The 14,239-nt window shown below is 63.0% G+C and carries 12 protein-coding genes; 2 read left to right on the forward strand and 10 right to left on the reverse strand.

Annotated features, from left to right (window positions below):
- Positions 1-17 precede the first annotated feature (17 nt).
- The 9 genes from SB765_RS11465 to SB765_RS11505 form a co-directional block, all read right to left on the reverse strand.
- Positions 18-1,307 (reverse strand): NAD(P)/FAD-dependent oxidoreductase, encoded by a 1,290-nt coding sequence (locus tag SB765_RS11465; protein WP_410931345.1) that lies wholly within the window; start codon positions 1,305-1,307, stop codon positions 18-20.
- Between the two features lie 162 nt (positions 1,308-1,469).
- A complete protein-coding gene (locus SB765_RS11470) occupies positions 1,470-3,431 on the reverse strand; it encodes a DNA topoisomerase III (protein WP_410931415.1) in 1,962 nt (653 codons plus the stop codon).
- Positions 3,432-3,632: 201 nt separating this feature from the next.
- The gene (locus SB765_RS11475) at positions 3,633-4,061 is read right to left on the reverse strand and encodes a GNAT family N-acetyltransferase (RefSeq protein WP_016498845.1); all 429 of its coding nucleotides are present in this window, start codon (positions 4,059-4,061) and stop codon (positions 3,633-3,635) included.
- Positions 4,054-5,220 carry a cupin domain-containing protein gene (locus SB765_RS11480; protein WP_086978345.1) on the reverse strand — a complete coding sequence of 389 codons (1,167 nt, stop codon included), beginning with the start codon at positions 5,218-5,220 and terminating at the stop codon, positions 4,054-4,056. Before SB765_RS11480 ends, SB765_RS11475 begins: the two co-directional genes overlap by 8 nt.
- Positions 5,221-5,301: 81 nt before the next feature.
- The gene (gene purB, locus SB765_RS11485; protein ID WP_258908181.1) at positions 5,302-6,672 is read right to left on the reverse strand and encodes an adenylosuccinate lyase; all 1,371 of its coding nucleotides are present in this window, start codon (positions 6,670-6,672) and stop codon (positions 5,302-5,304) included.
- 247 nt (positions 6,673-6,919) lie between these two features.
- Positions 6,920-7,546 carry a high frequency lysogenization protein HflD gene (gene hflD, locus SB765_RS11490; protein ID WP_063422621.1) on the reverse strand — a complete coding sequence of 209 codons (627 nt, stop codon included), beginning with the start codon at positions 7,544-7,546 and terminating at the stop codon, positions 6,920-6,922.
- Complete coding sequence (mnmA, locus tag SB765_RS11495; protein WP_341796246.1) at positions 7,543-8,667, reverse strand: tRNA 2-thiouridine(34) synthase MnmA; 1,125 nt, start codon at positions 8,665-8,667, stop codon at positions 7,543-7,545. Before mnmA ends, hflD begins: the two co-directional genes overlap by 4 nt.
- A 57-nt stretch (positions 8,668-8,724) precedes the next feature.
- Positions 8,725-9,165 (reverse strand): NUDIX hydrolase, encoded by a 441-nt coding sequence (locus SB765_RS11500; RefSeq protein WP_410931346.1) that lies wholly within the window; start codon positions 9,163-9,165, stop codon positions 8,725-8,727.
- Positions 9,166-9,387: 222 nt separating this feature from the next.
- A complete protein-coding gene (locus tag SB765_RS11505; RefSeq protein WP_410910050.1) occupies positions 9,388-11,613 on the reverse strand; it encodes an NADP-dependent isocitrate dehydrogenase in 2,226 nt (741 codons plus the stop codon).
- A 412-nt stretch (positions 11,614-12,025) separates the two neighbouring features.
- Between SB765_RS11505 and icd the strand changes: the two genes are divergently transcribed.
- On the forward strand, positions 12,026-13,282 hold the full coding sequence (gene icd / locus SB765_RS11510) for an NADP-dependent isocitrate dehydrogenase (RefSeq protein ID WP_410931347.1): 1,257 nt from the start codon (positions 12,026-12,028) through the stop codon (positions 13,280-13,282).
- A gap of 70 nt (positions 13,283-13,352) precedes the next feature.
- On the opposite strand, the gene cspD is transcribed toward icd, so the two are convergent.
- Positions 13,353-13,619, reverse strand: a complete 267-nt coding sequence (cspD, locus tag SB765_RS11515; protein WP_016498853.1) for a cold shock domain-containing protein CspD — start codon at positions 13,617-13,619, stop codon at positions 13,353-13,355.
- 230 nt (positions 13,620-13,849) lie between these two features.
- Here cspD and clpS point away from each other — a divergent pair, with 230 nt between their 5' ends.
- A complete protein-coding gene (gene clpS, locus SB765_RS11520) occupies positions 13,850-14,212 on the forward strand; it encodes an ATP-dependent Clp protease adapter ClpS (RefSeq protein ID WP_016488124.1) in 363 nt (120 codons plus the stop codon).
- Positions 14,213-14,239 lie beyond the last annotated feature (27 nt).

The following is a 14,239-nucleotide window of genomic DNA, read 5'->3' on the forward strand; positions in this document are numbered from 1 at the left end:
GCAAGCGCCGGCCGTCTTCAGAGCGTGTCGCGTATTCTGTACCAGGCCTTGGCGGCGGCTTCCAGCGGTGCTGCGAGCAGGTCCCCGCCGGGGAAGCGTCCATTGTCGATGACTTGGTACAGCGCCAACAGGTCTTCATCGCCAAGAATGGCATCGCTGACGGCTCGCGCTGCGGCCAGGGTTGGCAGTACGCCATGGCCGGAGAAACCCTGCAGCCAGTAGCGCTGGCCCTCGCGGCCGACGTCCGGGGTGCGTTGTATGCTGCAATCAATATGGCCGCCCCAGGCATAGTCGATGGCTACCCCGGCCAGTTGCGGGAACACCCGCTCCAGGTACGGGCGGGTGGCGCTGGCGACGTTCTTGGGAATGCCGCCCAGGTAAGTGCAGCCGCCACCGAACAGCAGGCGGTGGTCCGGGGTGAGGCGAAAGTAGTCGGGTACGAACTGGTTGTCGATCACACAACTGTTGCGAGGTAGTAACGAATGGGCGAAGTCGGCATCCAGAGGCGCGGTGGCGACCTGGTAGGAACCGACTGGTAACAGGCGACGCGACAGGCTGCGGTCAAGGCGGTCGATGTAGGCGTTGCAGGCCAGCACCAATACCTGGCAGCGAACTTCGCCACGGTCGGTACGGGCGACATAGCCGTCGCGAGCCTGCTGGTAGCTGAGCACCTGGCTCTGTTCGTAGATTTGCCCGCCGGCAGCCTCGATGGTACTGGCCAGGCCTTGGGCCAGCTTCAGCGGGTTGAGGTGGGCGCCTTTGGCGTCATACAGCGCAGCCTGGTAGCGCGGGCTGTCGATCCATTGTGGCAGCTCGTCGCGGCCGATCAGGCGCAGGGCGTCGTAGCCCCATTTGTGTTCTGCATCGTGCAGGGCCTCTTCGAGCATTTTCACCCGGCGCGGCAATACCGCAGTCCACAGGCTGCCCTGCCGGTAGTCGATATCGAAGCCGTGGCGTTGTGGCAGTTCGCGCATCTCGTCGGCGGCCCAGCACATGCTGGCCCACAGGCGCCGGGTGCGTTCCACGCCCAAGGCCTTTTCCAGTGGCGGCATGTCGCAAGACCAGCCCAGCAGTGCCTGGCCACCGTTGCGCCCGGAAGCAGCCCAGGCCACACGGCTGGCCTCCAGCAGTGTTACGCGTTTGCCTGCCTGGGTCAGGCGCAGGGCGGTATGCAGGCCGCTGAAACCGGCGCCGATGATCAGCACGTCGGTGTCGTGGGTGCCTTGCAGGGTAGGGCGCAGCGGGATGTTGGCGGGGTAGGTCTGGGCGTAGTAGCTGGCGACGTGCTGGGCGGATTGTTTGAACATGCAGAAGCCTCGTGAAAATTATTGTGATTACTTTCATGAAAACTTAGCAGGGAAATTTCATGGTGCCAATGTGTCAGGCAGGGTTTGGTAGTTTACCTGTTATTGATGTGCTGCCTTAGCTGGCTTGCCGGCGATAGGGCCTGTGATGCCAGTGCAGAAGCTTCAGGTTGTCGCTTTTTTTCGGGGCTGACGCGGCTTGCTTGCTGCCGATTTGCTTCCGGCTGCTTTGCTTTTCCCACCTCCACCGCGACGCTTCTTCTTCCAGGGCGGCGCTGCCCCGGCTGCCGGCCCGCTGATGGTCATGCGCATGCCGCTGCAACGCTCGACCAGCTTGCCCATCCACGCCGACTGTCGGGCCACGAATTCTTCCAGGCTCATCTCGCCGCTTTGCACCATGTCCAGCGCCTGCTCCCAGATCGCTGTGGTGCCGGGGTCGGCGATGGCGCGGGGGACGGCATCGATCAGGCTGAAGGCCGCAGGTGTGGCCGCCAGCGCTTTGCCGTTTTTTACGAGATAGCCGCGGTCGAGCAGGCCCTGGATAATGCTGGCGCGGGTGGCCTCGGTGCCGATGCCGGTGGTTTCCTTGAGTTTCTGCTTCAGCCGAGGGTCATCCACCAGCTTGGCCACGTTTTTCATCGCCTTGATCAGGTCGCCTTCAGTGAACGGCTTGGGCGGCTGGGTCCACAGGTCTTTCAGTTGCAGGCCTTGCACGGTGCAGTCCTGGCCTTCGCTCAGCGCTGGCAGCACCTGGGCCGGTGGTGCTTCGCGGCCTTTGACCGGGGTCAGCGCTTCGGGCAGGGCGCGGCGCCAGCCCGGCTCGACGATCTGCTTGCCCACCGCGCGCAGGGCATGGCCGGCGCAGTCGAAGTCGGCCTGGGTGCGGTCATATTCGTGGTTGGGCAGGAACTGCGCCAGGTAGCGGGCGCGGATCAGGGTGTACACCGCCTTGTGCTTGGCCGGCAGGCGCGATGGGTCGCTGGCGGCGGCAGTAGGGATGATGCCGTGGTGGGCGCTGACCTTGGCGTCGTTCCACGCCCGCGAGCGGCGCTGCGGCTCCAGGTGGGGCTGCAGCGGTGCGAGGCTGGCATCGGCCCGTTGCAGGGCGGCGAGAATGGCCGGTGCTTCGGCGTGCTGGCTCAGCGGCAGGTAGCCGCAGTCGCTGCGCGGGTAGGTGATGAGCTTGTGGGTTTCGTACAGGGCCTGGGCAATGTCGAGGGTTTCCTGGGCGCCGAGGCCGAACTTTTTCGAGCACAGCTCTTGCAGGGTGCCGAGGTCGAAAAGCAGGGGCGCGGCTTCACGCACGCGCTCGGTGGTCACCTTTACGGCCCGTGCCGTGCCAGCGTTACCGATGGCGGCGGCGGCCTGTTGCGCCAAACTCTGGTTCAGGCAGCGGCCCTGGTCGTCGCAGGCGTCCTCAGGCGCACGCCACTGGGCGTTGAAAGCTTGGCCTGCATGTTCAAGCTGGACGTCGATGGCCCAGAACGGCACCGGCACAAAGTCGGCGATGCTGCGGTCGCGGTCGACCACCAGGCGCAAGGTGGGGGTTTGCACCCGGCCCACCGGCAGCACGCCCTGGTAGCCGGATTGGCGGCCAAGCAGGGTGAACAGCCGGCTCATGTTCATGCCGATGAGCCAGTCGGCGCGGGAGCGGCCCAGCGCCGAGTGATAAAGGTTGAACGTTTCGTGGCCGGGCAGCAGGCGTGCCAGGGCCTTGCGGATGGAGGTGTCGTCGAGCGCCGACAGCCAAAGGCGCTGCACCGGGCCGCGGTAGCGGCAATGCTCGACCAGCTCGCGGGCAATCATTTCGCCTTCGCGGTCGGCGTCGGTGGCAATCACCAGCTCCCGCGCTTCGCCCAGCAGGCGCTTTACCGCCTTGAACTGGCTCGCGGTCTTGGGCTTGACCAGCATCTTCCACTTGTCGGGGATGATCGGCAGGTCGGCCAGGTTCCAGCGCTTGTAGCGTTCGTCGTAGCTGTCGGGCGGGGCGGTTTCCAGCAGATGGCCGATGCACCAGGTTACGCAGACGTCAGTGCCTTGCCAGCAGCCGTCGCCCTTGCGGGTGGCGCCGAGCACTTTGGCGATGTCTTTTGCCTGTGAGGGTTTTTCGCAGAGGAACAGGCGCATGGCCGGGGACGCTTCATCGGGGGTGATGGGCACTAGGATGCGCAAGCGGGGGCGCGGAGGCAAGTTTTATCTGGATGGATGTACAGGTTTTTGTCAGGGGAAGTGTGTTGAGCCTGTACCAGCCCTTTCGCGGGTAAACCCGCTCCCACAGGGGCCGCACATTTTTCAGAATGTGTGGGGCGCCTGTGGGGAGGTGATGGATCAGACGCGCGAGTCGCGCACCATGTCCACGTGCGGGATGCCGGCTTCGAGGAATTCCTCGCTGACTATGCGAAAGCCGAGGCGCTCGTAGAACGGCGTGGCGTGCACCTGGGCGCTGAGCATCTGCTGCTTCAGGTCGCGGTTTTGCGCTTCGACGATCACTGCGTTCATCAGCGCGTCACCCACTTTCAGGCCGCGCCAGTCCTTGAGCACCGAGATGCGCCCGATGGTGCCGTCCGCCAGCAGGCGCGCGGTACCAATCGGGTAGTCACCCTCCATGGCCAGGAAGTGCAGGGCGTCCTGGTCTTCCGAATCAAACTCCAGCTCTGGCGGAATGTGCTGCTCGGCGACGAACACCGCTTCACGGATACGGCGGATGTCGGCGTTGTCTTTCTGCCAGTCGGCGAGGCGAACGCTGATCTTATTCATTGGCGAATCCCAGGCTCCCTTGTTTGACCAGCTGCTGTAGAAGCATAAGGCCATCTTCGTCCTGCAGCCAGTCTGCGAGGTTGTCGATGTGCAGGGCGTCTGCCGCGCACACCAGCTTCAGCAGCTCGCGCAGTTTGCCTGGCAGCGGGCAGCTGCGGCCGCTGGCGAACAACAGCAGGTCGTCCTCGAACTCCGACCAGGCCATGCGTGCGCTTGGGTTGCGGATCAGGATGGCGCCTTGCTCGAGGGCGTCCACCAGCTCTTCCTCGCTCAGCTCTTCGCCAACGATCTGCTCAGGGTAGCGCGGCTCGGTCATGAACTGGCCGAACCAGGTCAGCAGCAGGTCCTTGTCGCCCATGTGCTTCTCGAGCAGGGCCTTGAGGCGGTCGAGGGCGTCGTGCTGGATCTGGTGGGGGTCGCTGACTGGCTGGGCGTCGGCGTCACTGTAGCGCTCTTCGTCCGGCAGGAACTGGCCGAGGAAGTCGGTGAAGTGGGTCAGCACTTCGGCGGCGCTTGGCGCGCGGAAGCCCACCGAGTAGGTGAGGCAGTCGTCCACGGCTACGCCGTAGTGAGCCAGGCGTGGTGGCAGGTAGAGCATGTCACCTGGCTCCAGGGTCCACTCTTCGCTCTGCTCGAATTCGGCAAGGATGCGCAGGTCGGCGTGCTCCAGCAGCGGGCTGTCGCTGTTGCACATCTGGCCGATCTTCCAGTTGCGCTCGCCGTGGCCTTGCAGCAGGAACACGTCGTAGTTGTCGAAGTGCGGACCAACGCTGCCACCGGGGGCTGCGAAGCTGATCATTACATCGTCGATACGCCAGCTGGGCAGGAAGCGGAAGTTTTCCAGCAGTTCGGCCACCTCCGGGACGAACTGGTCCACCGCTTGTACCAGCAGGGTCCAGTCTTTTTCCGGCAGCTCGGCGAAGGTGTCTTCGTTGAACGGGCCGCGGCGCAGCTCCCACGGGTGGGCGCCGTGCTCCAGCACGATACGCGACTCGACTTCCTCTTCCAGGGCCAGGCCAGCCAGTTCGTCGGGGTCGATTGGGCTGATGAAGTCGGGGAAGGCCTGGCGCACCAGCAGGGGCTTCTTCTGCCAGTAGTCGCGCATGAATTCGCGGGCCGAGATGCCGCCGAGCAGCTGCAGTGGAGTATCAGGATTCATGTTCAACCTATTGAAAAAACGTAATTTTCGTACGGGAATAAAAACGCCCGGCCAGGCCGGGCGTTGTACGCGACGGTCAGCTTAGATGCGTTTGGCCTGGGCTGCCGCGTTACCGATGTAGGTAGCGGGGGTCAGCTGCTTGAGCTCGGCCTTGGCTTCGGCTGGCATGTCGAGGCCGTCGATGAAGGTGAGCAGCGCGTCCGGGGTGATGCCCTTGCCACGGGTCAGCTCTTTGAGCTTCTCGTAGGGGTTTTCGATGTTGAAGCGGCGCATTACGGTCTGGATCGGCTCGGCCAGTACTTCCCAGCAGGCGTCCAGGTCGGCTGCGATGCGGGCTTCGTTGACTTCCAGCTTGCCGATGCCTTTCAGGCTGGCTTCGTAGGCAATGACGCTGTGGGCAAAGCCCACGCCCAGGTTGCGCAGCACGGTGGAGTCGGTCAGGTCGCGCTGCCAGCGCGAGATCGGCAGCTTGCTGGCCAGGTGCTGGAACAGCGCATTGGCGATACCCAGGTTGCCTTCGGAGTTTTCGAAGTCGATCGGGTTGACCTTGTGCGGCATGGTCGACGAGCCGATTTCGCCGGCAACGGTCTTCTGCTTGAAGTAGCCCAGCGAAATGTAGCCCCACACATCACGGTCGAAGTCGATCAGGATGGTGTTGAAGCGGGCGATGGCGTCGAACAGCTCGGCGATGTAGTCGTGCGGCTCGATCTGGGTGGTGTACGGGTTGAACTGCAGGCCCAGCTCGTCTTCGATGAAGGCGCGGGCGTTCTCTTCCCAGTCGATCTGCGAGTAGGCCGACAGGTGGGCGTTGTAGTTGCCCACGGCGCCGTTGATCTTGCCCAGCAGCGGTACGGCAGCAACCTGGGCGATCTGGCGCTCCAGGCGGTACACGACGTTGGCCAGCTCTTTACCCAGGGTGGTCGGCGAAGCCGGCTGGCCGTGGGTGCGCGACAGCATCGGCACGTCGGCGTGGGCGTGGGCCAGGGCGCGGATGGCGTCGGCGATCTGGCGCATCAGCGGCAGCAGCACGTCGTCACGGCCGGCGCGCAGCATCAGGGCGTGGGACAGGTTGTTGATGTCCTCGCTGGTGCAGGCGAAGTGGATGAACTCGCTGACCTTGGCCAGCTCAGGCAGCTTGGCGGCCTGCTCCTTGAGGAGGTATTCGATCGCCTTGACGTCGTGGTTGGTGGTGCGCTCGATTTCCTTGACGCGCTCGGCGTGCTCAAGTTTGAAATCGGTGGCCAGGTTGTCCAGCAGCGCGTTGGCTTCGGCGGAGAACGCCGGCACTTCGCCGATCTGCGGGTGGGCGGCCAGGCGCTGCAGCCAGCGCACTTCGACCAGGGCGCGGAAACGGATCAGGCCGAATTCGCTGAAAATGGGGCGCAAGGCCTGGGTTTTGCCGGCATAACGGCCGTCTACAGGGGAAACCGCAGTGAGCGAAGAAAGCTGCATGGGGTGTTCTCGGACAGTCAGGCTTTTGGAAGGGCGCATATCATACATGAAAATTGCGCCCAGGTCGGGTGGCTGACCAAAGGTCGGCCCTATAAAACAGGTCGCGGTCCTTATGTAGGAGCAGCCTTGTGCTGCGAATGGGCTGCGCAGCAGCCCCAGGATTCTGGCCATGGCACAGATTGTCGGGGCTGCTGCGCAGCCCATTCGCAGCACAAGGCTGCTCCTACAAGGGCACGGCGTCGCTTTTTCAGGAAGGCGAACGCATCATGTCGTACAGTTCGTTCAGCAGCTTGCGCCGGCTGAACACCAGTTGCCAGCGGTGACCGCCCAGCTGGCGCCACAAGCGTGCGGCGCGGATGCCGGCCAGCAGCAGGGCGCGGATTTTCGAGGCGTTGCTGGCCTGCTGCAGGAAGCGCATGTCGCCATGCACCTGAATGCGCTGACGCAAGGTACTCAGGGTGTCCTGGTACAAGGCGCCACTGGAAGCAATGACGTTTTCATGAACCAGGCCAAAATGGTCAGCCTGGGACTGGATTTGCGGCAGGCGGTTGCCGATGGTATCGAGCAGGTCGCCGCGCTTGTTCAGCTGGCGCTCCAGGCCCAGCATCGACAGGGCGTAGCGCAGTGGCTCGCGCTGCAGGCTGTTGGGGTCGCGCTCCAGGGCGCCGATCAGCGCGCGGTAGCCGTCGCGCAGGTTCAGGTCGTCACCGCCGAACACCTCGAGGGTGTCCTTGGGGTCACGCACCAGCAGGCTGCCGAGCATGCAGCCGATGTTGGCCTCACTGGCCTGGCCGGTGCGGGCGATGCGGTCCACCAACACGGCGGCCTGAAACACACCACCCAACGCAATCAGCTGCTCCTGCAGGTTGCTCATGTGCGCGGGCTCCACGGCTCGGCGGCTTCGATCACGCCGCCGCCCAGGCACACTTCACCGTCGTAGAACACCACCGACTGGCCTGGGGTAACGGCGCGCTGCGGCTCGTCGAACACCGCGCGGTAGCCGCTGGCCGTAAGTTCCAGGGTGCACTGCTGGTCGCTCTGGCGGTAGCGTACCTTGGCGGTGAGCTGACGCGGGCTGCTGAGGTCGATGGGGTTGACCCAGAAGATTTCCGAGGCGAGCAGGGCGCGGGAGAACAGCCAAGGGTGTTCGTTACCCTGGCCGACCACCAGCACATTGCGGGTCAGGTCCTTGTGCAGCACGTACCAGGGCTCGTCACCGGCATCCTTCAGGCCGCCGATGCCCAGGCCCTGGCGCTGGCCGATGGTGTGGTACATCAGGCCATGGTGGCGGCCGATCACTTCACCGTCGGTGGTTTCGATTTCGCCCGGCTGGGCTGGCAGGTACTGTTTGAGGAAGTCGCTGAAGCGGCGCTCGCCAATGAAGCAGATGCCGGTGGAATCCTTTTTCTTGGCGGTGGCCAGGCCGTGCTTTTCGGCGATGGCGCGCACTTCCGGTTTTTCCAGCTCGCCGACCGGGAACAGGGTGCGGGCGATTTCCTTGCCGCCGACCGCGTGCAGGAAGTAGCTCTGGTCCTTGTTCGGGTCCAGGCCCTTGAGCAGTTCGGTAAGCCCGTCGGTGTCGCGGCGGCGCACGTAGTGGCCGGTGGCAATCAGGTCGGCACCCAGCGACAGGGCGTAGTCGAGGAACGCCTTGAACTTGATTTCGCGGTTGCAGAGGATGTCCGGGTTGGGCGTGCGGCCGGCCTTGTATTCTTCAAGGAAGTGCTCGAACACGTTGTCCCAGTATTCGGCGGCGAAGTTGGCGGTGTGCAGCTTGATGCCGATGCGGTCGCACACGGCCTGGGCGTCGGCCAGGTCTTCACGGGCGGTGCAGTATTCGGTGCCGTCGTCTTCTTCCCAGTTCTTCATGAACAGCCCTTCCACCTGGTAGCCCTGCTCGATGAGCAGAAGGGCGGAGACGGAAGAGTCCACGCCGCCGGACATGCCGACGATGACGCGGGTCTTGGCGGGGTCTTTGAGTGCTGGGCTGGTCATGGGTACCGGTGTGTATCAAGGGAAAAACGTCGATTCTATCAAACCCGTGGCGACGCGTCAGTCGCGGAGCAGGGTAAGGCTGTGCAAGGGGCCATTGAGGTAGTCGTCGAGGCAACGTGGCACCAGCTCGCTGCGCCAGCGGGCCGGGGCGGCCAGCAGCTCGTCGCGGGTCAGCCACACGGCGCGGACGATGTCGCTGTCCAGTGCCAGGTCGGCGTGGTGGCGCACCGGGCGGGCGGCGAAGCAGATGCGCTGGTAGGTCACGCCGTTGCTGGGGGCGGTGTACAGGTAGATGCCGACCACGCCGGTGAGCTCGACTTCCCAGGCGGTTTCCTCCAGGGTTTCGCGCAGGGCGGCCTGGGGCAGGGTCTCAAAGGGTTCGAGGTGGCCGGCGGGTTGGTTGAAGACGTGCTGGTTGGCTTTGAATTCTTCGACGAAGAGGAACTTGCCTTCGTGCTCGACGATGGTGGCGACGGTGATGTGGGGTTGCCAGGTCATGAGCATTTCCTATGGTTGGCACGGGCCCTGTAGGAGCGGCCTTGTGCCGCGAAAGGGCTGCGAAGGGGCCCGAGGTAATCAGCTTCGCAGCAAAAAACGCCGGGGCCGCTTTGCGGCCCTTTCGCGGCCCAAGGCCGCTCCTACAGGGGGCCGTGCAAGCTCTTTCAGAAAGCAAAAACCCCGGTGCGTGGCCGGGGTTTGTGCTGTTACTTCAAGCGAACCTTACAGGGCAGCAATGGCGCTGTTCAGGGTCTGGCTTGGGCGCATCACCTTGGCGGTCAGCTCGGCATCCGGGGCGTAGTAGCCACCGATGTCGGCTGGCTTGCCCTGAACGGCGTTGAGCTCGGCGACGATGGTCTCCTCGTTCTCGGCCAGGGTTTTTGCCAGCGGGGCGAAGCGTGCCTGCAGGGCAGCGTCGTCAGCCTGGGCAGCCAGGGCCTGGGCCCAGTACAGGGTCAGGTAGAAGTGGCTGCCGCGGTTGTCGATACCGCCAACTTTGCGCGAAGGCGACTTGTTGGTGTCGAGGAACTTGCCAGTGGCCTGGTCCAGGGTGTTGGCCAGCACTTTGGCACGCGGGTTGTCGTAGGTGTTGCCCAGGTGCTCCAGGGAAGCGGCCAGGGCCAGGAATTCACCCAACGAGTCCCAACGCAGGAAGTTCTCTTCCACCAGCTGCTGCACGTGCTTGGGCGCCGAACCGCCGGCGCCGGTCTCGAACAGGCCACCGCCGTTCATCAGCGGCACGATCGACAGCATCTTGGCGCTGGTGCCCAGCTCCATGATCGGGAACAGGTCGGTCAGGTAGTCGCGCAGCACGTTGCCGGTCACCGAGATGGTGTCCTTGCCTTCGCGGATGCGGGCCAGGGAGAACTTGATGGCGTCGACCGGGGGCAGAACACGGATGTCCAGGCCGGTGGTGTCGTGATCCTTCAGGTACTGCTGCACCTTCTCGATCATCACGCCGTCGTGGGCGCGGGCCGGGTCCAGCCAGAACACCGCAGGGGTGTTGCTCAGGCGGGCACGGTTGACGGCCAGCTTGACCCAGTCCTGGATCGGCGCGTCTTTGGTCTGGCACATGCGGAAGATGTCACCGGCTTCGACGTTCTGCTCCAGCACAACGTTGCCCTTGCCATCGACCACGCGCACGACGCCGTCGGCCTTGATCTGGAAGGTCTTGTCGTGAGAGCCGTACTCTTCGGCTTTCTGCGCCATCAGGCCAACGTTCGGCACGCTGCCCATGGTGGTCGGGTCGAAGGCGCCGTGCTGCTTGCAGTCTTCGATGGTGGCCTGGTAGATACCGGCGTAGCAACGGTCCGGGATCACGGCCTTGGCGTCTTGCAGTTCACCGGCGGTGTTCCACATCTTGCCCGAGTCACGGATCATGGCCGGCATCGAGGCGTCGACGATGACGTCGCTCGGCACGTGCAGGTTGGTGATGCCTTTGTCGGAGTTGACCATGGCCAGGGCCGGGCGCTGGGCGTACAGGGCCTGGATGTCAGCTTCGATCTCGGCCTGCTTGTCGGCTGGCAGGTCCTTGATGCGGGCGTACAGGTCGCCGATACCGTTGTTGGCGTTGAAGCCTACTTCGGCCAGGGCTGCGGCGTGCTTGGCCAGCACGTCGTTGTAGAACTCTTCGACGATGACGCCGAACATGATCGGGTCGGAAACCTTCATCATGGTGGCTTTCAGGTGTACCGACAGCAGCACGCCGGCGGCCTTGGCATCGGCGATCTGCTCGGCGATGAAGGCTTTCAGGGCCTTGCGGCTCATGGTGGCGCAGTCGATGATTTCTGCGGCCTTGACGGCGGTCTTTTCTTTCAGGACGGTGGTGGTGCCGTCTTTGCCGACCAGCTCGATGCGCAGGCTGTCGTCAGCTTCGATCAGTGCGGCCTTCTCGCTGCCGTAGAAGTCGCCCTGGGTCATGTGGGCAACGTGCGACTTGGAGTCGGCGGCCCAGGCGCCCATCTTGTGCGGGTGCTTGCGGGCGTAGTTCTTGACCGACAGCGGCGCGCGGCGGTCGGAGTTGCCTTCGCGCAGCACCGGGTTCACGGCGGAGCCCTTGATCCGGTCGTAGCGGGCACGGGACTCTTTCTCGTCCGCGGTGGCCGGCTCGTCGGCGTAATCAGGGATGTTGAAGCCCTTGCCTTGCAGTTCCTTGATCGCGGCCTTGAGCTGCGGTACCGAGGCGCTGATGTTCGGCAGCTTGATGATGTTGGCTTCAGGGGTGGTAGCCAGCTGGCCCAGTTCCGCCAGGTGATCGCCTACTTGCTTCTCTGCGCCCAGTTGCTCCGGGAAGGCGGCAAGGATACGGCCGGCCAGGGAGATGTCGCGAGTTTCGACGGCGATGTCAGCCGAAGCGGTGAAGGCTTCGACGATCGGCAGCAGCGAGTAGGTGGCGAGGGCGGGGGCTTCGTCGGTGAAGGTATAGATGATCTTGGAACGGGTGGGCATGCGGGTTAACTCTCTGTGTGCTGAGCGTGCTCGAGTCTCGTGGTGCGCAGGGTAGGCGCATCGCCCTGGCAGCGCCATGAGCGGAAAGTCGAGAGGCTGCGAGCGGTGATGGTGGATGCATCAGTCGAGCGTCAATGCTGAGCTGCGGTAACAACCCAGGCTTTTCGGCCATTCATGGCCAAGGGCGGTCCGCATTTTCCTGGGATTCGCCCCGATGACCCTACGGTCGCGGCGGAGTATACCAAACCATTCGGGCTAATCAGCAAGGCCAAGTGATATCGGCCCATTTATAAGACCAAAGACGTAGCTGCAATGTGGCGGGTTGTCGCACGCCTTGCAGGTCGGCAGATGTGGTTTAGGCTCAGTGGATCGCACGATGTCCAATCACACCCGACAGCGGAGTAGTGCAAGCATGGGATACCAGAAAATCAAGGTTCCGACCGACGGCACCAAGATCACCGTCAATGCAGACCATTCGCTCAACGTTCCTGACAACCCCATCATTCCTTATATCGAAGGCGACGGGATTGGCGTCGATGTCTCGCCGGTAATGATCAAAGTGGTGGATGCGGCCGTTCAGAAGGCTTACGGCGGCAAGCGCAAGATCGCCTGGATGGAGGTATATGCTGGCGAAAAAGCCACCCAGGTTTACGACCAGGACACCTGGTTGCCGCAGGAAACCCTCGATGCCGTGCGGGACTACGTGGTGTCGATCAAGGGCCCGTTGACCACCCCGGTGGGGGGTGGCATCCGTTCGCTCAACGTAGCCCTGCGCCAGCAACTGGACCTGTATGTGTGCCTGCGCCCGGTGCTGTGGTTCCAGGGTGTGCCGAGCCCGGTGAAGAAGCCCGGTGATGTCGACATGGTGATCTTCCGCGAGAACTCCGAGGACATTTATGCCGGTATCGAGTGGAAGGCCGGCTCGCCTGAGGCGGACAAGGTGATCAAGTTCCTCAAGGAGGAAATGGGCGTCACCAAGATCCGCTTCGACCAGGACTGCGGCATCGGCGTCAAGCCGGTATCGCGCGAGGGCACCAAGCGCCTGGTGCGCAAGGCCCTGCAGTACGTGGTGGACAACGACCGCGAGTCGCTGACCCTGGTGCACAAGGGCAACATCATGAAGTTCACCGAGGGTGCCTTCAAGGACTGGGGTTACGAAGTGGCCCGTGACGAGTTTGGTGCCGAACTGCTCGATGGCGGCCCGTGGATGAAGTTCAAGAACCCGAAAAGCGGCCGTGAAGTCATCGTCAAGGACGCCATCGCCGACGCCATGCTGCAACAGATCTTGCTGCGCCCGGCCGAGTATGACGTGATCGCCACCCTCAACCTCAACGGCGACTACCTGTCCGATGCGCTGGCGGCGGAAGTGGGGGGTATCGGCATTGCGCCGGGCGCCAACCTGTCCGACAACGTGGCCATGTTCGAGGCTACCCACGGCACCGCGCCCAAGTATGCCGGGCAGGACAAGGTAAACCCGGGCTCGGTGATCCTCTCGGCAGAGATGATGCTGCGGCACATGGGCTGGACCGAGGCGGCCGACCTGATCATCAAGGGCACCAACGGCGCCATTGCGGCCAAGACCGTGACCTACGACTTCGAGCGCCTGATGGACGGCGCCACGCTGGTGAGCAGTTCAGGCTTTGGCGACGCCATGATCAAGCATATGTAAGGCAATATAAAACCGGCCGCTCCTGTAAAGAAGCGGCCGGTTGTTTCGTATACCGGCACAGCGCAGGCAGTCAGGCTTTGGCAGTTTCGCTCTGCGGCTCGCCCAGGGTTCTGTCGGGCTCTGCCGCGGCCACCGCAGCGTCCTTGATTTCGACGGCGTGCAAACCTTTGGGGCCCTGTACGATGTCGAATACTACGGATTGGCCTGCCTTGAGGGTTTTGTATCCGTCCATCCGGATGGCCGAATAATGGGCGAACAGGTCATCGGATTTACCTTCCTCATTGATGAATCCATAGCCCTTGGCATTGTTGAACCACTTGACTTTACCGCTTGCCATCCCTATGTCCCTCTGCAAAGGACTCCATCACTGGAGTATCATCCACTTCATCCGCATACGAACCTTGCGAAAAATCTGGTTGACTGCGCGGATCTTTATCGACCACGGTGGGTTCTTATTGGTTGTAACACCGTTTTGCCGATAGTCAAGGTCGCCCGGCGCCTGCGCCGGCCGTGGCCTATGCCGTCAACCCACAACCTTAACCTGACGCTCATGATGAAATTCTTTCCATGCATGCACCTAGTGAGATTCGACTAACATTCAATCAGGATCGCCCGCAAACGAATGAGGACGACGGCTCGGGTCTTGCAGTCCAGGAAGCCAAGCCGATCCTGCAGGCGCCACCGATGTACAAGGTGGTTTTGTTCAACGATGACTACACGCCAATGGATTTCGTCGTCGAAGTGCTCGAGACGTTCTTCAGTCTGAACCGCGAGCTGGCGACCAAGATCATGCTGACCGTCCATACAGAAGGGCGGGCAGTGTGCGGATTGTTTACCCGTGACATCGCCGAAACAAAGGCTATGCAGGTCAACCAATACGCCAGGGAAAGCCAGCATCCGCTACTCTGTGAAATCGAGAAGGACGGTTAATCGCCGACCACTTGGGTATGAGGTGAA

Source organism: Pseudomonas sp. SIMBA_067 (assembly GCF_046534675.1).
Lineage (GTDB): Bacteria > Pseudomonadota > Gammaproteobacteria > Pseudomonadales > Pseudomonadaceae > Aquipseudomonas > Aquipseudomonas putida.